This window comes from Agrobacterium sp. LEGMi-208b, assembly GCF_059511785.1.
Genome location: NZ_JCALIC010000003.1, coordinates 273767 through 293637 on the forward strand (window position 1 = coordinate 273767; position 19871 = coordinate 293637).

Genomic DNA, 19871 nt, shown 5'->3' on the forward strand with positions numbered 1-19871 from the left:
TAAGAATTGATGGCGTAACGGCACGGACCGCAGCTTCGGATCCTGATTTACGACAAGGCCACTAAGGTCGATCATGTTATGAGGACAGAGGTAGCGGACTCCCATCAAGGCCAGGAGCGTGATCGCTCCAGCGATAGGCCGGATAGATTCACGCATCCAATGCCGAGTTGCCGCCAAATGTTCTTCTCGCCCGGGAGGCGTCCATAGATTATCGTAGATGCCGCGAGCAGGGACGCCGCCGAACACACGGAAGCCGTGCCAATGGGCGTCAAACAGCATCTCGTGCGTCTGCAGCAGATACGCCCTGACCAAAAACGCGCGACTGTGCGATAGCTTGATATGCGCGACCTGCAGCTTCGTGCGCTCGCCGCCAATGACGGCATAGTCCTCACTCCAATCGAATTGGAATGCTTCGCCTGGGCGGAAAGACAGCGGAACAAATATGCCGCGGCCCGTCGTCTGCTGCTCACGTTGTCGTTCCGCTCGCCAATCACGGGCGAAGGCGGCAACCAGACCATAGGAGCCGGTAAAGCCGAGAGCCACCAGGTCGGCATGAACCTGCTTCAGTGTTCGTCGCTGTTTGCGCGACTTCCCGGCCTCTGTCTTCAGCCAGGCCGCCAGCTTGTCGGCAAAAGGATCAAGCTTGCTCGGTCGTTCCGGTACGGTGAATGTTGGTTCGATTGTACCAGCGTTCAGATACTTCGCGATCGTGTTCCGCGACAGCCCCGTGCGCCGGCTGATCTCGCGGATCGACTGCTTCTCACGCAGCGCCATCCGACGAATGATATTTAAAAGTCCCATGTGGATCACTCCGTTGCCCCCGTCGCTCTCCGCGTTGGGGGAAGGTTCACATGGCTCAATTCTCAATGGAAATTATGCGCCTAACCGGCTCAGTTCTGCGTGGAAACCAACATCGCAATATCTATGGTCCTTCGGCCAAAGAACTCGAGCGGCTGGTCCGGTCGCAACGCCAGCAATATCTGGATAGTTGGCTTTGTGAGGTGAGCACCGCCCTGCCTGCCGAGACCATCGTTTTGATGGAAAGCTCCCTTGCCGACGCAGATGGACCGACCGGCTTCAATGCGATGAAGGCCGACGCGGGCCGGGCAACGCTGGACAATATTCTGGAGGTGAACGGGCGGCTGGCGTTCATCCGGAAACTCGATCTTCCCCGGAAGATGCTTTCGAATATCAATCCGGCATGGGTCGATCAGATTGTTCGTCGCGTTTCCGGCGAAAAGGCATCGGAGATGCGCCGTCACGCGGAGGCCCGCCAGCTTGCTCTTTATGCGGTGTATCTGATGGCGCGGGAAACGGCGATGACCGATGCAATGGTCGAGTTACTCGTGGAGACGGTACACAAGATTGGAACCCGGTCAAAACGGAAGGTGGTGGGCGACATCGCCAAGGATGTCGAACGGGTCTATGGCAAAGAGCGGCTACTTATCGATATTGCGACCGCATCGATTGACGATCCGAACGGTCGCATCTGCGATGTCATTTTTCCGGTTGTCGGCAAGGAAAAGCTGGCGGCAATCATCAAGGAAGGCAATGCCAAGGGTGCACTCGACCGCCGCATCTATGCCGTCATGCGCAATTCATGGGCCAATCATTATCGCCGAATGCTGCCAAGTCTGCTTTCCGTACTGGAGTTTCGCTCGAACAATGCGGTCTGGCGACCGGTCTTGTCCGCCCTCGAATGGATCAAGGCGAGGCTGGATGATGGATGCCGGTTTGTACCGCAGCGGGATGTACCGATAGACGGAGTAATCCCGGCAAAGTGGCGCAGTTCAGTCATCGACGGAAATGGTCGCGTCAACCGAATTAGCTATGAGCTCTGCGTCTTGACCCAACTGCGGGAGTGCATCCGGTCCAAGGAAATCTGGGTTGTCGGTGCTGACCGTTATCGCAATCCCGATGATGACCTGCCGAAGGATTTTGCGGCTCGACGCACTTCTTATTATTCGAAGCTGAATCTGACGCAGAATGCCCGAGAATTTGTAGCAATGGTTCGTAAGGAACTGGAGCACGAGTTGCTGCTTCTGAACGAAACAATTCTACGAAACGAGAAGGTTCGAATCCTCTGGCGTGGGGAAAACCGGATTTCGATCACGCCGTTCAAGCCAGCGCCGGAACCGAAAGGGCTGGCAGCCATCAAATCGGAAATCGGCCAACGCTGGCCGATGACGGGCCTTCTTGACGTTTTGAAGGAAGCAGCTCTCGACACCGGGCTTCTCGATGCGTTCGAGACCTCGGCCTCTCGCGTGGCCATGCCCAAGGCAGTTCTGGATCAACGGCTACTGCTTTGTCTTTATGGCCTCGGGACCAATGCCGGCCTGAAGCGCGTCGCTGGTGCCACCACGGATGCCAGCTATGAAGAACTTCTGCATGTGCACCGCCGCTTCATTCACGCGGGTGCTTTGCGGGAGGCCTGCGCCCGCGTTGCCAATGCCACGCTTGCAATTCGCAATGCGGTGGTCTGGGGTGATGCCGGGACGGCCTGCGCATCGGACTCCACAAAATTCGGGGCCTGGGATCGCAATCTGATGACTGAATGGCATGCCCGCTATGGCGGGCGTGGCGTGATGATCTATTGGCATGTCGAAAAGCGTGCCACCTGTGTCTATTCCCAGCTCAAACGGTGCTCGTCATCGGAAGTCGCATCGATGATCGAAGGGGTTCTGAGACATTGCACCGATCTGGAAATCCAGCGGCATTATGTCGACAGCCATGGACAGAGCGCCGTTGGTTTTGCCTTTTGCCGGTTGCTCGGCTTTGAACTCGCCCCGCGCCTGAAGGCGATTGCCCGGCAAAAGCTGGCATTACCGGATGCGAGCTTCCGGGCAAGATTGCCGAACCTGCTTCCGATCCTGTCCAACCCGATCAACTGGGAGGAGATCGAGCAACAATATGACGAAATGGTCAAGTATGCCGCGGCCATGCAGACACGAACGGCCGATCCCGAGGCTATCCTGCGCCGTTTTGCGCGATCAGAGGTCATGCATCCGACCTACAAGGCGCTCAGCGAACTCGGACGTGCGGTCAAGACGATCTTTCTATGCCGCTATCTGCGGCAGGAAGCCTTCCGCAGGGAAATCCATGAAGGACTCAACGTTGTCGAAAACTGGAATAGCGCCAACGGTTTCGTCTTCTTCGGTAAGGGTGGTGAAATGGCGACCAACCGCATTGATGAGCAAGAGGTTTCGGCACTGGCGCTGCACCTCCTTCAGGCTTCGCTCGTCTACGTGAACACGCGTATGCTGCAAACGGTGCTCGCCGAGCCCGCCTGGCACGGCCGTATGGCACCGGAAGATTATCGCGGTCTCACGCCGCTGATCTATGCCCACGTCAATCCCTACGGCAGGTTCGACCTCGATCTGGACAACCGGATAGATTTCGGCAAAATCGCTGCCTGAGCAGCGGTGTTAAATGCGCGATGCAAAATTCTAGCTTTTGTTGGGATTTTTGCGAAAGAGGAGAGCCATATGAAAACCGACTGGAATCTGATCCGGGAAATGATGAGCGCGGCGATTGATGCCTGTGAGCGGATCGAAGCGGCCGGCTATATTGAAAACGATCGAGACGCGACCATTGACGTTGAAGGCCAGCAGGTCAGCGTTCACGATTTTCTTGTCAGTGCGTGGACGCTACCGGAGAGCCTTCGTTATCAGATCATCCGCGAACGCCACGACCAAGCGACAGACCTGTCCTATGTGCCGGAGGCGGCCCGCGTTCTCGTTGCAATGGCGCAGGCAGGCGCGGAACTGATCGGCGCAGGCGATACAGCTCCGGCCGGGGCTGGCATCCAGAAAATGGTTCAGTGGTTTGGTAACCATGCCGCTCCCGGTGTTGAGCAAGCTATCGCTGATCGCCGGCGCGCTGTCGCGTAACTCCTAGAATCCGCATGTTTGCAGGTGTCGGGATTTTCGCAACATGTCTCAAATCATCATGCGGTACAAACCCGATCATGAAAACCGTTAGAATCGCTGCTGTCCAGACCGCTGAATTCCTAGAGGATATCGACGCGGCACTAGAATGCCTGACGATCACCATCAATCGCGCGGAAGCAGAAGGCGCGGCATTGTTGTGTTTCCCCGAAGGATTTCTTCAGGGGTATCTAACCGATGAGCAATCCGCACGACGCAATGCCATTGACCTAGCATCACCGGAGTTCGAAGCCATTCTGAGCCGGTTACCGAGAGCGGGGCCAATGCTCGTTTTCGGTTTGATCGAATCTGAGAATGGACGTCTGTTCAATACCGCTGTCGTCGTGGATCAAGGTGCCATTGTCGGGCGGTATCGAAAGGCGCACCTCCTCCCTGGCGAACAATGTTTCGATGCTGGAAATGACAGTTGCGTCTTTGAAGTCGATGGCCTGCGCTTCGGAATTAGCATTTGCTACGATACCAATTTCCCAGAGACGGCGCAGAAGATCGCGGCGCTTGGTGCGTCTCTGATTGTGTGTCCTGCCAACAATATGCTCAAGCGCGAGACAGCAGAAGCGTATAGGGATTTGCACAACATGGTGCGGGGTGACAGATGCCGGGAAACGGGCCTCTGGCTCGTTTCAGCAGATGTGACCGGTGAGCGTGAGGGGCGAGTTTCGTTCGGCCCTACTGCGGTTATTGATCCGAGAGGCCGGGTCGCGGCTCAACTACCACTGGGCGAAGCCGGATTGCTGGTCTTCGATCTGCCCTGCGATGGGAAAAACATAAGATGCTAGATGAAATTCAGAGTATCGCATCGACCGCTAGACAATTTATCGAACCCGTATGGCTCCACTGGCATCAAGCGCGAGGCCGAATCGTGCCGCATCCCACATCGAGATACACTTGCGGAAGAACCAGCTTATTTCTACGGGACGTGCTGAGGCACGGGGGGTATCGCGCCGAATGGATGAGCGGCACACCATATGCCGGAGGACGCGCCACACCTGATGCCGCATGTGGGTTCTATTCTGGAACACGATGGGAAGGTCATGCTTGGGTCGTTTCTGGTGACACCATAATTGACATCACCGCTGACCAATTCGGCGGTGATCCAGTTCTCATTACTTCGGTGGCCGACACCCGCTATGCTGCCTCTATGGATTTGGCTGACCATGACGCAATAAAGGCACGTCGCGAGGCTGTGGCGGCGCTATGGCCAGGCTGGATGGTTTTTCGTTCGTCGCTAAACTCCGATTTTTTGACAGCGTCCTAAGAGAGCTGAGACGAAAGATGCCGAACACGAGGGAAACGCTTGCAGCAGTATTGGAGCTACTAAAAGATTGCAGCGTCGAATGTGATATTTTCGGAGGATGGGCGGAGGAGCTTCTTGGTGTGCGCCAACCTTGGCAACATGGCGACATCGACTTGGTTTATCGAGGCGCTAAATTCGCTCCTGTAGACATGGCAATTAGGTACCAGCGGCGAAGGTTTTCCGAAGTCGCGGGAAAGCGATTCCGCCATAAAAGAGCGTTCAAGTTTCGGGAAACGTTGTGTGAAATCATCCTTGTCCAAGATTCCAGTACAACACCGACGACGTATTATTGGGGTGACGTACCGTTCCGATGGCACCATCCATTTCTGCACCATGAGGCGGTCGACCTATATGGCAAGTCTGCAACCATCGTCTCTTCCGCAAATCTTCAAAGACATCGCGATCTATGGAAGGAGACGCAGCCCCACCGCTGGCGGAGCCCCGAATCCTTGGAACCTTGAGGCGTCTCCTCGACAGCTGAGACATGAGGAGTTTTTGCGAGGGCATTGAATACGATTGTCACGTTTGGGTACACCCTTGAGTAACATTCAAATGTGACGCGCGTGGAGTGTAACAAAAGGGTGGATTTTCGATCAAAGTGACGTTACACAATCGATGCCACCCTAACGTTACAGAATCGCTATGGCCCGCATCGGATACGCTCGCGTCAGCACTACAGACCAAGACCTCGATATTCAGAAAGAGCGTCTGAAGGCCGCAGGTTGCGAAATCATCCGCTCGGAAACCGGATCAGGAGCGTCCCGAAAGGGGCGGTCCGAGCTGGAAACCATCATGCAGTTTTTGCACGCGGGCGACGAACTGGTGGTTCTGCGGCTCGATCGGCTCGGCCGTTCCACACGCGACGTTCTCAATCTCGTTCATGAACTTGATGAAAAGGGCGCGTCACTCCGCATTCTTGAGCCCGAAGTCACGACAGCCGGAAGCATGGGTCGAATGGTCATCACCATCCTCGGTATGGTCGCCGACATGGAACTCAAGTTCATCAAAGACAGGCAACGAGCGGGCATCGACGCAGCAAAAGCTGAAGGCATATACAAGGGCCGGAAAAAGAATGTCGATGACGCCGAGATCCGGAGGCGTATCACTGCTGGCGCAACCAAAGCCGCCGTCGCCCGTGATCTCAATGTATCCAGGATGACCATCTACCGTGCCTTGGGAGATAAAGGCGCGCAGTCAGATTCTATTTGATCTGGCGTTCTCCATCCGTTCGTTGAGTTGGCCAAAATCGCAGCCTCGGGCCGACTGGGCCCAGACGGCCGAAGGGATTTACCTGACCGTTGAGTGCTCGCTTGATATATTCGGGAAATCGTCTGATGCCATGGCATTCGTGTCCGGATAGCTCGGATGCCAGGATGACGTCTCTCATGAAGCGGGAGTCGATTCCCGTCATTCCTATGGCCATGAATGTGTCGTAAAGGAAGGTGCCCATGTCATCGACTGAGCAATACCTCTCCTGCTGATCTTGCATGCCAAAGGTCCTCCGGTGCAGCTGCGGCGGCTCTCCGTCGACGGGAGCCTGTCCGGACGAGTACGAGTGGGGCCGGCGGTTCGTCAAACGGCTCCGGCGCCATGCCGAGTATGAAACTCGAACCTCGCTACTCTGCAGCAAACATGGGCTGGAGCGGCACGCGGTCCGAGTAGTTTTCCTTCAAAAAGTTTATGAAATTCGCTTGGAACTGTCTTGTGTGGGCGTGCGCAAGCTCATCGGCCCTCTCAACATCCTTATCGCGGATTGCATCGAGCATGTCCTTGTGCTCGTCAGTCAGAAGATAGCCATCATGCGTCCGCTCAAGATACTCGAAATGCAGGTGCAACATGCGTTGGCCTTGATTGAGCAAGCGCTCGTAGAAGGAAGCGAGATAGGAGTTTTTGCCTGCGTCGGCGACAGCGATGTGGAACTGCTTGTTTGCTTCAGACATTTTGAGGTGGACGCCAGTGCGAACCGCTGCGGCGAAATCCTTTTCCTTGCGCGCAATGATCTTCAGGTCTGCATCTGTACGAAGGGCCGCCGCCAGACGAGTGTTCATGCGTTGGGCAATGTCGAGAGCCTCGACGTATTTGGGAAACGAGGCGATTTCGATCGGCGCCACGATCGTGCTCCGGTTTGAAAGCGCGACGACCAGCTCTTCTCCCGACAAACGGATAAGAGCCTCCCGGATAGGAGATCGAGACATATCAAAACGTTCAGCTAGGGTCATCTCATCGAGGAGCTGGCCGGGCGGAAGGGTCATCGACAGAATTTCATTGCGTAGGGTCTCATAAACATTCTTTACGCCCGTTCCCCGTACGCGCTTGGTCTCGAATTCTTCGGACACTCAGTTTTGCTCCCTAGGAAATTGACAACCAATTTACACCGACGCTGTCATCTTGTCGACATGGAGACGACGAGATAAACCTCAAACAGGCAATATTTTTTACTTGACTTTGTCGACATGCAGACGACTAATTAATCGCAGTCGACACGAAGACGACAAAAGATTGTCATGTGTTCGGCCGGGAACAACGTTGCAAGGCAACATCCAAAAGGGAGGTCCGCGTGTACAAATCAGCGGCTTCATTTTGCACGGCAGTCAGCAAGGCGTTCAGCGCGATACGCGGGCTTCTCGTCCTCGGTCTTAAACCGTTTCCGGACGACGATGACTGGTGTTTCTGCCCGGAGACCGGGGGGCTTTTTTTGACCCATCCCGATCTCCCGCAAGAGAAATCCTGAGTTCTTAAGTGCCGACTGGTCCTGAGCCTGATGGCTCGAGGCCCTCGTTACCCGATCGACTTCAACAACACTGGGAGACTGCCATGAAGAATCTTCTGAGACTTGGATGCGCTTTTGCGGCCCTTATGGCTTGGCAGCAGGGCACGGCGTTTGCCGCATCGGGCGATACGCTGAAGGCCGTGCAAACGCGCGGCAACCTTAACTGCACGTCCGGCGACGGCAATTTCGAAGGGTTCTTCGAGGTGGATGCTCAGGGCAAGTGGCACGGCCTCGATATCGACTACTGCCGTGCCGTCGCAACCGCGATCTTCGGCTCCGACGACAAGCTGAAGCTGATCCCGATCAGCTGGGCGCAGCGCTTCCCGTCTCTCCAGTCTGGCGACCTTGATCTCGTCATCAAGGCGACTGGCTGGACGATGAGCCGCGATACCGAACTCGGTGTCCAGTTCAGCATGCCGTACTTCGTCGGTGAAACCAACTTCATGGTTCACAAGGATCTGGGGGTGAAATCTCTTTCTGAAATGTCCGGCGGCACGATCTGCGTGGCGGGCGGCACCAGCACGGAAAAGCTGATCAGCGACTACCTCGCTCAGAAGAAATATGACGTGAAGCTTGTCACCTACGAGAAGAACGACGAAGCGACATCCGCATTCTTCGCCAACCGCTGCGACGCCTATGCCGAGTGGGGCCCGGTTCTTGCTGCAAGCCGAGCATCGCAGAAGGTTCCGGATGACTTTGTGATTCTTTCCGACACCCTCTCGATAGAACCCGAGTCCGTGGCAATGCGTCAGGGTGACGAGGCCTGGGTCGATCTGGTCAACTGGGTTATCCAGGTACCCCTCATCGCCGAGGAAAACGGCGTGACCAGCGAGAACGTGGACCAGATGAAGGCCAACCCGCCGAACACGGTCGTGGGCAAGCTTCTCGGCGCCACGCCGGGTATCGGCAAGCGGCTGGGACTTCCCGACGACTGGGGCTACAAGGTGATCAAGACCCTGGGCAACTCCGAGGAAATCTACACCCGCAATCTCGGCGGCAACTCAAAGTACAAGCTGGAGCGCGGTAAGAACGCACTCTGGTCGAAGGGCGGCGTGTTCTATCCGCTGGTTCTCGACTGATACCGTATAAAGCGACCCGCTGGCCCTTTGGCCAGCGGGTTCCGAACAGCATACAAAGCCAGGTGGGAATGAAATGGCAGCGCTTCTAGGCAACCGGAAAACACGCGACATTGCGTTGCAGTCGATATTCGTTGCTGTAATCGGTGCGATCATCGTCACCGCCATTTTGGAGGCCAGGAAGAACATGGCCATCCAGAATGTCAGCATGGGTTTCGACTTCCTCGGCTACTCGACGGGATCGGGAATCCATTTCACACTTATCCAGTACGATGTGACATCCACTTATGCACGGGCTTTGCTCGTGGGGTTCCTGAACACTTTGCTGCTGGGGGGCATTTCCGTCACACTCGCTGTCATCCTTGGAACGCTGATTGGTACGGCTCGCCTCTCCGGCAATCGCATGTTGGCCTGGGCTACGTCCTGGTATGTCCAGCTGTTTAGAAACGTCCCTCTCATTCTACAGCTCTTCTTCTGGTACAACCTGATCACGCATATGCCTGGACCGCGCGGCGCGCTTTCGATTTTCGGCGGACTCTTCATTTCCAATCGTGGCATCGTGATGCCCGCGCTGAATGTGGAAACTGGTAACCTGTTGCTAGCAGTTCTCGCCTTCCTCGTCGGCGGGGCGCTCGTCGTGCCTATCCTCAAGCGACTAGGGCGCAACGTGGCCCTCGCTTGGACGGCCCTTTCCTTAGTCGTGATCGCTCTCGTCCTGATGAATGGTCGCCTGCCGGATACTTCGTTCCTGGACATCCCGCAGAGGAAGGGTCTCGGGTTCACCGGTGGTATGACGGTGTTTCCGGAGTTGACCGCTGCGATCGTAGCAATCGCACTCTTTGGCGCGGCCTATGTTGCCGAGGTCGTTCGCTCCGGGTTTCAGGCTATCCCGCCGGGTCAGATCGAAGCTGCTCACGCTCTTGCACTGAACAACTGGCAAATTTTCTGGAAAGTCAGGCTTCCTCTGATGATCCGCATCGTCCTTCCCACGATGACGAACCAGATCATCTGGCTGATGAAAGCCACCACCATTGGTCTTGCGATCGGTTATTCCGATTTCTTTGGCGTGATCGCCAACTCAATCAATAACTCCGGGCAGACGCTCTCCCTGATCTTCATCCTGATCCTTGGGTTCTGGGCGATCAACCTGACGATTGCGCTAGTCATGAATACGATCAATCGCGCTATCGCCATCCCCGGACACAAGAAGTGAAGGTGAAGCCCATGGCTCTCGCTACGACCACCGACGAAGCACCTCCCGTATCGCGGACGTCCTTTCTCAAAGATTTCTTCCCGACACCTATCCAGTCGGGCCTCACGCTCCTTTGCATGGCGCTGCTGCTGCTGGCTCTCTGGAAAATCGTGGAATGGGCTTTCATCGGTGCAGTATGGACGGGAACGGCGGACGATTGTCATGCGGCTGCCGGAGCATGTTGGGCAGTCATATCTGACCGCTATCGTCTCATCTTCTTCGGACTCTACCCTTACGAGGAACAGTGGCGCTCGGCTCTGGCCTGTCTGGCGATACTTCTGACCGTCATCCTGTCGTGCATACCCTTCTTCTGGTCGGCGAAACTGCTCCCATGCCTATGGCTACTTGGGTACGCAGCCTTCTACTTCCTGATGCGTGGCGGAATTTTCGGTCTGCCCGTCGTCCTGGAGACGCAGTGGGGTGGACTTGCCCTGACGACATTCGTATTCGCTTCGACAGTGCTTCTCGGCATGCCTCTCGCCATTATCCTGGCGCTCCTCCGGCGCTCGAAGCTTCCGGTGATCAGTCTTGTGACCAGCTGGATCATCGATGGCGTGCGTTCGCTACCGCTTCTAGCCATTCTCTTCACTGCTGCCATCGTTCTTCCGTTCGCGCTTCCGGACTTTCTGGTCGGCGACAAGCTGTACCGCGTGATTGTGGGATTTGCCTTGTTCTTTGCGGTCTATCAGGCGGAGGTCATTCGCGGCGGCATGCAGGCTCTGTCTAGCGGCCAGGAGGAAGCAGCCGTCGCGCTCGGCCTCAATTACTGGCAGACGATCAGCCGGATCGTGCTTCCACAGGCGTTCAGGTACGCGCTTCCGCCGACGATCAACCAGGTGGTGATTGCGTTCATGGAGACCTCGCTGATTGTCATCCTTGGCTTCTTCGAGGTGACGGCTTCCGGGAACGCCGCCTTCACTGCTGGTGGTTGGAACTCGTTCTACATCGAAGTCTATACCTTCGTCGGCCTCATCTATCTGGCCTTCACCCTCTCGCTTTCACGCTACGGCGCATACCTTGAAAAGAAGCTGAGTGCTTCGTCCACTCGGTGAAATGCATATGTCAGGATTTGAAATGAAACTGAGCGGATACACGGATCGACTGTCGGTTCGAGGTGGCGAATCCATCGAGGTGAGGGTCTCTAGCCATCACTCCGAAGATTTCACTGCGGAACTTGTTCGTATCTTTTCGGCAGACCCCAACCCGGCAGGTCCGGGCGTCGATCTCCGCCGCGTCCCGTCGGCGGTGGATGGAGCCTACCGTTCGATCGAGAAGGGATCGTATCCTGGCTCGTTCGCACTGGTTCCGCTCGGCACTGTCGCCGCGGAAAACTATACGCTGACGATGCGCTTCCAGCCACGGCTGCTTAGGGACGAGCAGCAGACTGTTGCCTCACTCGTTTCCAGTAGTGGGCCATCCCTGCACATTGGTGTTTCGTCAGACGGCCTCTTGCTGACACTCGGGAGCTACGAGATATCTCTTCCGATAGAGTTTGAGGTGCGCGATTGGTACGAGGTCCGCTTGGCAGTAAGCGACGGCGAGGTTGCCTTGGTCTGCTACTCGGTAAAAAGCGGTGCCAAGATCGGCGATACCCGCATCCAAGCAGTCCCGCCTGCGTTCAGTGAAATGGTCGTCGCCGCTCGGCGGCTGCCCGGCACCGACAGGATGACTTCTTTCCTGAATGGCCGCGTAGAGTCTCCGTCCTTCGTTTCCGGTTCCAACCTCCCGGAGGCGTTGGACGGTGCCGATGCGGCTGCTCATTTGGCCTACTGGCATTTTGGACTGGATATTTCTGGCGACGTCCTTCGCGATATCGGGTCGCAATCCCTCGAGGGACGCGTCTATAACTTGCCGACGCGGGGCGTTCGCGGGTCACGGTGGAGCGGGCGCGAAATGTCCTGGGCTCATGCGCCGGACGAATATGCGGCGATCCACTTCCACGAGGGTGACCTCTACGACTGCGGCTGGGCCACGGACTTCGTTTTCGATGTACCGGAAGACCTGCCCAGTGGCGTTTACGGCTTCCGGCTACGCTGCCAGGAGTCGGAAGATATCGTCCCGTTTTTCGTCAGGCCAGCGGCCGGGGCTCCGAAGGCGAAGGTCGCGGTGCTATTCTCCACGCTGACTTATCTCGCCTACAGCAACTATCCCCGGACCAACTACGACGACAAGTACATCGCCCGAAGCGAGGCCTGGGGAAGCTTCCCGCATCATCCTGCTCTCTACCCGCAGTTCGGGCGCTCGCTCTACGATGTTCATTCGGATGGTAGCGGCGTGATGTTCAGCTCGATGCTCCGGCCACAGCTGCTGATGCGCCCTGGTTTCTTCGCCTATATCGACGAGCACGGCTCTGGCCTGCGTCATTTTCCAGCGGACATGCATCTGGTTTCATGGCTAGCCGCAAAGGGCATCGAAGCTGATGTCGTCACCGACCACGACCTTGATGCGGAAGGCGTCGCAGCCCTCGATGGCTACGCGGTTGTCCTGACGGTCACGCATCCGGAGTATCATACGACGGCGACCCTTGACGCTATCCAGGACTATATCTCCCAAGGCGGCAATTTCGGATACCTCGGCGGTAACGGTTTCTATTGGAGGGTGGCGACGAGCCTCCAATATCCTGGTGCAATGGAACTCCGCCGCAGCGAAAGCGGCGTGCGCATGTGGGAGGTCGAGACGGGCGAAGCGTACCAGGCTTTCGACGCCCGATATGGCGGCCTTTGGTTGAAGAACGACAGGCCTCCCCAGCGGCTGGTGGGCATCGGCATGTCAGCTCAGGGCGCCTACAATGCATCCTACTATCGCCGGACTGAAGCGTCTCGCGATCCCAATCTGGACTGGCTGTTCAAAGGCATCGACGACGAGGTTCTAGGAGATTTCGGACTGTCCGGTGGGGGAGCTGCCGGGTTCGAGCTCGATATCGTTGACTATGATCTCGGTACGCCGCGGGATGCGATCGTGCTGGCAGTTTCCGAGACCCATTCGGACGATTACGCGGTCGTGCCGGAGAAGCTTTGGGATCCGGACACGCATTTCAGCGCGGAATGGCAGCAGACGCAGATTCGTGCCGACCTCACTCTCATCCCGCATCCTGCCGGGAACTACGTGCTTTCGACGGGTTCGATCATGTTCTGCGGGAGCCTTCCGATCGACGGTTACCACAACAACATATCTCGGCTGCTGGAAAATTTTGTGAGTGGCTGCGTGAGCCGTTTAGACTGACTTCGTCGGCAAGAGGCTGACAACCGTTTGACGAACCGCCGGTATCATTCCGTACTCGTCCGGACGCCGCTCGAGAGACAGGCAAGAAATGAGTTTGAAATGAGCATCTCCAATTCGATCATCGACAAGGATCTGTCGCATTACATCCATCCGTACACCAACCTCGCCCGGCATCAGGAAGTCGGTCCGGTCGTAATCAGCGGTGGCAATGGCGTAAGGGTCATCGACGACAAAGGGAATTCCTACATCGAGGCAATGTCGGGGCTCTGGAGTGTCGGTCTGGGTTTCAGCGAGCAGCGCCTGGTTGCCGCTGCAACCAAGCAGATGAACGCGCTGCCGTACTATCACAGTTTCTCGCACAAGACCCACTCTGCGGGAGTCGAGCTGGCCGCGAAGCTGGCCGAACTGGCGCCGGGCGACCTTAATCATGTCCACTTCACGAACTCCGGATCGGAAGCCAACGATACGGTCGTGAAATTGGTCTGGTACATGAATAACGCGCTCGGACATCCGAAGAAGAAGACGTTTCTCGCACGCAAGCAGGGGTACCATGGCGCGACCATTGCGTCGGGCAGCCTGACCGGACTGCCATCTGTCCATGCCGATTTCGATCTTCCCGCCATTCCCGTCCGTCATTTGACGTGCCCGCATTTCTATCGGTTCGGCCTCCCAGGTGAATCCGAGGTGCAATTTAGCGAAAGGCTTGCGCGGGAGCTCGAGGACACAATCCTCGCCGAGGGCCCGGAGACGATCGCGGCCTTCATCGGCGAGCCACTCATTGCAGCAGGCGGGGTAATCCCTGCGCCCGAGGGCTACTGGAAGCGCGTGCAGGAGATCTGCAAGAAGTACGACATCCTTTTCGTCGCTGACGAAATCATCACCGCCTTTGGTCGTCTAGGCGAAATGTTCGGCTCCAACTACTACGGGATCCAGCCGGACATCCTGGTCCTCTCCAAGCAGCTTACGTCATCCTACCAGCCGCTGGCGGCAATTGTTGTTTCCGACGCCATCAATGATGTGCTGGTCCAGCAGAGCGTAAAGCTCGGAAGCTTCGTCCATGGATTCACCACCACTGGACATCCGGTGGCGACAGCCGTCGCTTTGGAAAACGTGCGCATCATCGAGGAAGAAGGGCTCGTCGAACGTGCGAAAGGCCAGGGCGCGAAGCTGCAGGCGGGACTGCGGGAGTTCTCTTCGCATCCGCTCGTCGGCGAGGTGAGGGGAGCTGGCTTTGTTGGCGGTATCGAACTGGTTGCTGACAAGGAAACCAGGAAGACCTTCGATCAGAAGGGTGCACTTGGAGCCTACATCTTCCGGCGCGCTCACGACCACGGTCTGATCATCCGGGCAATCTATGACACCATCGCATTCTGCCCGCCGCTGATCTCCACTGAGGACGATCTCTCACAGATCTTCGAGGCTTTCGACAAGACGTTGACGGATGCCACCGACTGGGCCGCCAAGGAAGGCCTGGCCTGACACTGTACGCTGGGCGCCCGCTCCAACGGGCGCTCGGCAACACAAACCGCATGAATTGCGAAAAGGGGAAGGAAGCAGCAATGACGAACGGCTTGGCAGTTGATGCCCAGAACGTCGGGAAATTCTACGGTCACCATCAGGTGCTTCATGGGGTGAATCTGAGCGTTCGCGCCGGAGAAAAGATCGTAATCTGTGGGCCGTCCGGATCTGGGAAGTCGACGCTCATCAGGTGCCTGAACAGGCTGGAAGAGCATCAGTCTGGCACGATCCGTGTTCTCGGGACCGAGCTGAACGACAATATCTCGAACATCAACGAAATCCGCCGCGAAGTCGGAATGGTTTTCCAGCACTTCAACCTGTTCCAACATCTGACGGTGCTCGAGAACTGCATCCTGGCTCCCATGCTGGTTCGAAAGCAAGACAGGAAGACTGCCGAAGCGACTGCCATGAAGTATCTGGAGCGAGTCCGTATCCCTGAAAAGGCACAAAGGTATCCGGGACAGCTCTCGGGTGGCCAGCAGCAGCGCGTAGCCATCGCACGTGCGCTCTGCATGCGACCGGAGATACTGCTGTTCGACGAGCCCACGAGCGCCTTGGACCCCGAGATGATCGCCGAAGTGCTGGACGTGATGACCGAACTGGCCGAGGGCGGCATGACGATGCTCTGCGTCACCCACGAAATGGGCTTCGCCCGGAAGGTTGCGGACCGCGTCGTGTTTATGGACCAAGGGCGCATAGTGGAAGAAGCGGCTCCCGCCGAGTTCTTTGATAATCCGAAGCACGAGCGCTCGAAGCTCTTCCTCAGCCAGATTCTCGGACACTGAAGGGGGGCTGCGTTATGTCTCGACAGACGTCTCCCAATATCCTTCTGATCATGTGCGATCAGCTTACCGCTTTCGCACTGTCCAGCTATGGGAACAAAGTCTGCAAGACCCCGGCGATCGAGCTTCTTGCGGCTCAGGGATCGCTGTTCGAGAACGCATACTGCAACTATCCACTCTGCGCGCCGTCCCGCTTCGCTCTGATGAGCGGTCGCCTGCCGTCGCGTATCGGAGCGTTTGACAACGCAGCCGAATTTCCTGCGGCGGTTCCGACCATCGCTCACTATCTGCGCGATCTTGGATACTACACCTGCATTTCCGGAAAGATGCATTTCGTCGGACCCGACCAGCATCATGGATATGAGGATAGGCTGACGACCGAAATCTATCCGGCAGACTTCAGTTGGGTGCCGCCGAAGACCTATGATGAGCTTGAAGACGAGGAAGTCGTCGCGAAGGGCAAGGTGCCGTTCGGCGTTTCCAGCGTGGAAACGATTGCCGACGCCGGGCCGCTCGCCCGCTCTCAGCAGATCGACTACGACGATGAAGTCGCCAGGCGAGCAACCCAGCACATCTTCGATTGGCGTCGCTACGGTGACGGTCGACCGCTCTTCATGACGGTGTCGTTCACACAGCATCACGATCCATACGTCATCACCCGCGAATACTGGGACCTCTACGCGGATGAGGGAATCGACGACCCGAGAACCGCCAGGATACCGCTGGAGGACATGGACCCGCACAGCAGGTCGCTGTACTTCCACTACAGTCTCGACAAGTTCGACGTGACCGATGACATCTATCGCCGGGCGCGCCGGGGTTACTACGGCATGATCAGCTACGTTGACCGCAAGCTAGCTGAGCTCAGAAAGGCCTTGGACGAGGCCGGGATCGCGGACAACACCATAATCATCTTCACGTCGGATCATGGTGACATGGTTGGTGAACGCGGGCTCTGGTTCAAGAAGAACCTCTTCGACCCTGCGATACGCGTCCCGCTGATCGTTTACCGACCGAATCAGAAAGGGCTTCCCCGCATCACAGCTCCGGTTTCGTTGGTGGACTTGTTGCCGACGCTCGTCGAGATCGGGGGCGGATCGCAGGGCTCCGTCGTCACGCCGCACGAGGGCCGCAGTCTGTTGGGGCTGCTGGATCAGGATGATCCTGCGAGGGAAACGATGGCCGAGCATATCGACGGCGGCACCAAGGCTCCGCGCGTCATGTACCGAAACGGTCCTCACAAGATCGTGGTCTCGGAAGCTTATCCCACACAGCTTTATGACCTGGATTCGGATCCGGGCGAGACACGGAATCTTGCCGAGAATCCCAAATGGCAGACGACGCTTGATGCCATGAAGGACAAGGTGGCTTCGATATGGGATCTCGCTCAGCTTCGGCAGGAGGTCATGCGAAGTCAGCAAGTGCGGCAATTCGTAAACCGCGCCATGCAAAAGGGGCGGCAACGGTCCTGGGAGCATTATCCAAACCCGATTGAGGAGCATACGAGGTTTGTGAGAACGGGAGAGCGCTTTCCCGATGTTGAACGGCGCTCATACCTTCCGTACGCCGACTGATAGCCGGATGTGCCCATCGAAAATAACTTAGCCATCGGGGTCGCCCGAGGGGGCTTTGTGCGTTCTTTTCAAGAAGAATAAATATAATGAAATCAGCGATTTGTGCGCTTCAGCAAAGACAAAAAAGGAACTTGACTTTGTCGACATGGAGACGACATACTCAACTTCAGTCGACAACGAGACGACACGAAAATGGAACTCGCCGCGGCGGGACGACACCAGATCAGGAGATCAGCTATGAAACTTTCCGGCGTTATGCCCGCGCTCATCACTCCGTTCGATGCGAACGGCAAGGTGGACTTCAAAGCATACGAAAAGCACCTGACAGCCATGCGCGCAGCTGGCGTGACGGGCTGGGTTCCGATGGGTTCGACGGGTGAGTATTCCGCGCTCTCGAACGACGAGCGCATTGAAGTGCTGAAGTTTGTGAAGGACTTCGCCAACGAAGGGGAAATCCTGATCGCGGGCACCAATGCTCCGGCAACGCGCGAGGTGATCGAGAACACGCTGAAGGCCAAGGAAATTGGCTACGACACAGTGTTGTTGGCGACACCGTTCTATACGCGCCCGACGCAAGACGAGCTTCTGGCTCATTTCCAGACTGTCCTGAAGGAAGCGGATGTAAACCTCGTACTCTATAGCTATCCCTACAAGGACGGCGTCGAGATTGGTTTCGACATCATGGATGCGCTTGCTGATGATCCTCGCGTTCTCGGCATCAAGGAAAGCTCCGGATCGCTCCAGCGCGCAATCGACATCCATGCCCGCTACAAGGGGCGCATCGACCTCGTCTCCGGGTCGGATGACATCGCGCTGGACTTCATGTTCTGGGGCGCTGACTCATGGATCTGCGGCCCGGCGAACTGCATGGCAAAGGCCTGCGTCGATCTCGACCGGACCTTCCGCTCTGGCGATCTGAATGCTGCCCGCGAGAAAATGATTGTTCTCTACCGTGCGATGAACATCCTCGAAAGCGGCAAGTTCGTGCAGAAGATCAAGTATGGATGCGAGCTCCAGGGCTTGCCCGTTGGCAATTGCCGCGCGCCGCTCGGCGAACTGACCGCCGACGAGAAGGCCGAGTTCAAGGCTGCCATGCAGCCAATCCTGAGCTGGTAAGGCTTATGGGGGTCGAGGCATAGTCTGTCCCGACCCCTTCACATCGTCGGGGAAATGAAGTGGCACAAACCGTAGTCGTCGGCGCCGGGATCATCGGCACAGCAATCGCATATCAGCTACAGCGCCGTGGTGGGTCCGTGGTTCTTGTGGACAGGAACGATCCGGGCAAAGGCGCGTCCTATGGCAACATGGCAAGCATCGCCGTCACCGAATTCATGCCCGCATCCCGTCCCGGGATTTGGAAGCAGATGCCCGGCTGGATGCTCGATCCGGAAGGTCCGGTACGTGTCCGCCCTTCATATATGCCCCGCCTTGTTCCTTGGTTTCTCCGGTTCATGGCGGCGAGCCGCCCTTCAAAGCTTCGCGAACTCGAAGAGGCGGGTTCGATCCTTTGCCGCCGTGTCCACGAGGATCTCGACGCTCTCCTTACTGAAACGGGTCTGCAGCAGATGCTTTCGGCAGAAGGCTGCCTGAGCGTTTACGCCGACGACGCCGAATTCAAGGCCGATTACGCGCACATCGAAGTTCTTGATCGCTTCGGTTTTCGCTACGAGGTGCTTGGTGGGAACGCCATCCGGGACCTTGAGCCTGCCGTGACGACGAAGATCAGCAAGGCCGTTTTGCTTCCTGACAATCGTTCAATCGCCGATCCGTACAAGCTCGTTTCGCGTCTGTCAGACAAGTTCCGTGAACTTGGTGGCACGATCGTGAGGGGAGACGTCGTGGGTTTCGAGCATCGCGGTTCAGAAGTGAGTGCTGTTCGTCTTGGTGACGGACGCAAGCTTGACGCAGGGAGGGTCGTTCTTGCTGCTGGCGCCTTTACAGGACGCCTTTCTGCGATGATTGGCGAACCGATCCCGCTCGAGACCGAGCGCGGCTATCACACGCAGATCATGGCGCCGGGCGTTTCGATGCGCCATTCGATTATCTGGCCCGCACGGGCTTTCATGGTCACGCCTACGGCAGGCGGCATTCGCGTCGGCGGCACCGTCGAGATGGCGGGACTTGATGCTGCTCCCGACTACCGCCGTGCCAAGGTCCTGGTGAAGCGCGCCAAGGAAGCGCTACCCGACCTCAAAGTCGAAGAAGCTACCGAATGGATGGGTCATCGCCCGGCAATGCCTGACACTGTTCCCGTAATGGGCCGTTCGGCCAAGCAGGGCAACGTCTGGTATGCGACGGGACATGGCCATCTCGGTCTGACCTACGGTGCCACAACCGCCAGATTGATGGCGGACCTCATTTCGGGCGCGACGCCGCCCGTGGACATGAAACCCTATCGAGTCGACCGATTCTGATCCGGCCGCGACCAACGAAGGA

13 protein-coding genes and 2 pseudogenes are annotated in these 19871 nt (G+C 57.1%); 13 read left to right on the forward strand and 2 right to left on the reverse strand.

Annotation, left to right across the window (positions count from 1 at the left end; genetic code table 11):
- Positions 1 to 186: 186 nt before the first annotated feature.
- A pseudogene (gene istA, locus AC5YUO_RS26750) lies at positions 187 to 801 on the reverse strand (IS21 family transposase); the annotation flags it as partial.
- 86 nt (positions 802 to 887) lie between these two features.
- Between istA and AC5YUO_RS26755 the strand changes: the two are divergent.
- The 4 genes and pseudogenes from AC5YUO_RS26755 to AC5YUO_RS26770 all read left to right on the forward strand — a co-directional run.
- Positions 888 to 3416, forward strand: a pseudogene (locus AC5YUO_RS26755) (Tn3 family transposase); the annotation flags it as partial.
- Between the two features lie 69 nt (positions 3417 to 3485).
- Positions 3486 to 3890, forward strand: a complete 405-nt coding sequence (locus tag AC5YUO_RS26760) for a hypothetical protein (protein WP_496156779.1) — start codon at positions 3486 to 3488, stop codon at positions 3888 to 3890.
- A 77-nt stretch (positions 3891 to 3967) separates the two neighbouring features.
- Positions 3968 to 4723, forward strand: coding sequence for a carbon-nitrogen hydrolase family protein (locus tag AC5YUO_RS26765; RefSeq protein ID WP_496156866.1), 756 nt, complete (start codon positions 3968 to 3970; stop codon positions 4721 to 4723).
- A 1160-nt stretch (positions 4724 to 5883) separates the two neighbouring features.
- Positions 5884 to 6450, forward strand: coding sequence for a recombinase family protein (locus tag AC5YUO_RS26770; RefSeq protein ID WP_496156780.1), 567 nt, complete (start codon positions 5884 to 5886; stop codon positions 6448 to 6450).
- A 407-nt stretch (positions 6451 to 6857) separates the two neighbouring features.
- On the opposite strand, the gene AC5YUO_RS26775 is transcribed toward AC5YUO_RS26770, so the two are convergent.
- Entirely contained in the window at positions 6858 to 7577 is a 720-nt protein-coding gene (locus AC5YUO_RS26775; protein WP_496156781.1) for a GntR family transcriptional regulator, read from the reverse strand.
- Between the two features lie 478 nt (positions 7578 to 8055).
- On the opposite strand from AC5YUO_RS26775, the gene AC5YUO_RS26780 reads away from it, so the two are divergent.
- The 9 genes from AC5YUO_RS26780 (at position 8056) to AC5YUO_RS26820 (ending at position 19849) form a co-directional block, all read left to right on the forward strand.
- Positions 8056 to 9090: an amino acid ABC transporter substrate-binding protein gene (locus tag AC5YUO_RS26780; RefSeq protein WP_496156782.1), complete on the forward strand. Its 1035-nt coding sequence runs from the start codon at positions 8056 to 8058 to the stop codon at positions 9088 to 9090.
- A 73-nt stretch (positions 9091 to 9163) separates the two neighbouring features.
- Complete coding sequence (locus tag AC5YUO_RS26785) at positions 9164 to 10300, forward strand: ABC transporter permease subunit (protein ID WP_496156783.1); 1137 nt, start codon at positions 9164 to 9166, stop codon at positions 10298 to 10300.
- Between the two features lie 11 nt (positions 10301 to 10311).
- Positions 10312 to 11391, forward strand: coding sequence for an amino acid ABC transporter permease (locus tag AC5YUO_RS26790; RefSeq protein WP_496156784.1), 1080 nt, complete (start codon positions 10312 to 10314; stop codon positions 11389 to 11391).
- Between the two features lie 7 nt (positions 11392 to 11398).
- The gene (locus tag AC5YUO_RS26795) at positions 11399 to 13561 is read left to right on the forward strand and encodes a N,N-dimethylformamidase beta subunit family domain-containing protein (protein WP_496156785.1); all 2163 of its coding nucleotides are present in this window, start codon (positions 11399 to 11401) and stop codon (positions 13559 to 13561) included.
- 99 nt (positions 13562 to 13660) lie between these two features.
- Positions 13661 to 15040, forward strand: coding sequence for an aspartate aminotransferase family protein (locus tag AC5YUO_RS26800; protein ID WP_496156786.1), 1380 nt, complete (start codon positions 13661 to 13663; stop codon positions 15038 to 15040).
- Positions 15041 to 15120: 80 nt separating this feature from the next.
- On the forward strand, positions 15121 to 15864 hold the full coding sequence (locus tag AC5YUO_RS26805) for an amino acid ABC transporter ATP-binding protein (protein ID WP_496156787.1): 744 nt from the start codon (positions 15121 to 15123) through the stop codon (positions 15862 to 15864).
- 14 nt (positions 15865 to 15878) lie between these two features.
- Positions 15879 to 17435, forward strand: a complete 1557-nt coding sequence (gene betC / locus AC5YUO_RS26810) for a choline-sulfatase (RefSeq protein WP_496156788.1) — start codon at positions 15879 to 15881, stop codon at positions 17433 to 17435.
- Between the two features lie 237 nt (positions 17436 to 17672).
- The gene (dapA, locus tag AC5YUO_RS26815; RefSeq protein WP_496156789.1) at positions 17673 to 18551 is read left to right on the forward strand and encodes a 4-hydroxy-tetrahydrodipicolinate synthase; all 879 of its coding nucleotides are present in this window, start codon (positions 17673 to 17675) and stop codon (positions 18549 to 18551) included.
- Positions 18552 to 18610: 59 nt separating this feature from the next.
- Complete coding sequence (locus AC5YUO_RS26820; protein WP_496156790.1) at positions 18611 to 19849, forward strand: NAD(P)/FAD-dependent oxidoreductase; 1239 nt, start codon at positions 18611 to 18613, stop codon at positions 19847 to 19849.
- Positions 19850 to 19871: the final 22 nt, after the last annotated feature.

Bases quoted from the DNA above. Each gene is read 5' to 3' on its own strand.
- AC5YUO_RS26770 (WP_496156780.1), top strand. From the start codon at position 5,884: ATGGCCCGCATCGGATACGCTCGCGTCAGCACTACAGACCAAGACCTC.
- betC (WP_496156788.1), top strand. From the start codon at position 15,879: ATGTCTCGACAGACGTCTCCCAATATCCTTCTGATCATGTGCGATCAG.
- AC5YUO_RS26790 (WP_496156784.1), top strand. From the start codon at position 10,312: ATGGCTCTCGCTACGACCACCGACGAAGCACCTCCCGTATCGCGGACG.
- AC5YUO_RS26760 (WP_496156779.1), top strand. From the start codon at position 3,486: ATGAAAACCGACTGGAATCTGATCCGGGAAATGATGAGCGCGGCGATT.
- AC5YUO_RS26785 (WP_496156783.1), top strand. From the start codon at position 9,164: ATGGCAGCGCTTCTAGGCAACCGGAAAACACGCGACATTGCGTTGCAG.
- AC5YUO_RS26795 (WP_496156785.1), top strand. From the start codon at position 11,399: ATGTCAGGATTTGAAATGAAACTGAGCGGATACACGGATCGACTGTCG.
- AC5YUO_RS26805 (WP_496156787.1), top strand. From the start codon at position 15,121: ATGACGAACGGCTTGGCAGTTGATGCCCAGAACGTCGGGAAATTCTAC.
- AC5YUO_RS26800 (WP_496156786.1), top strand. From the start codon at position 13,661: ATGAGCATCTCCAATTCGATCATCGACAAGGATCTGTCGCATTACATC.
- AC5YUO_RS26780 (WP_496156782.1), top strand. From the start codon at position 8,056: ATGAAGAATCTTCTGAGACTTGGATGCGCTTTTGCGGCCCTTATGGCT.
- dapA (WP_496156789.1), top strand. From the start codon at position 17,673: ATGAAACTTTCCGGCGTTATGCCCGCGCTCATCACTCCGTTCGATGCG.
- AC5YUO_RS26765 (WP_496156866.1), top strand. From the start codon at position 3,968: ATGAAAACCGTTAGAATCGCTGCTGTCCAGACCGCTGAATTCCTAGAG.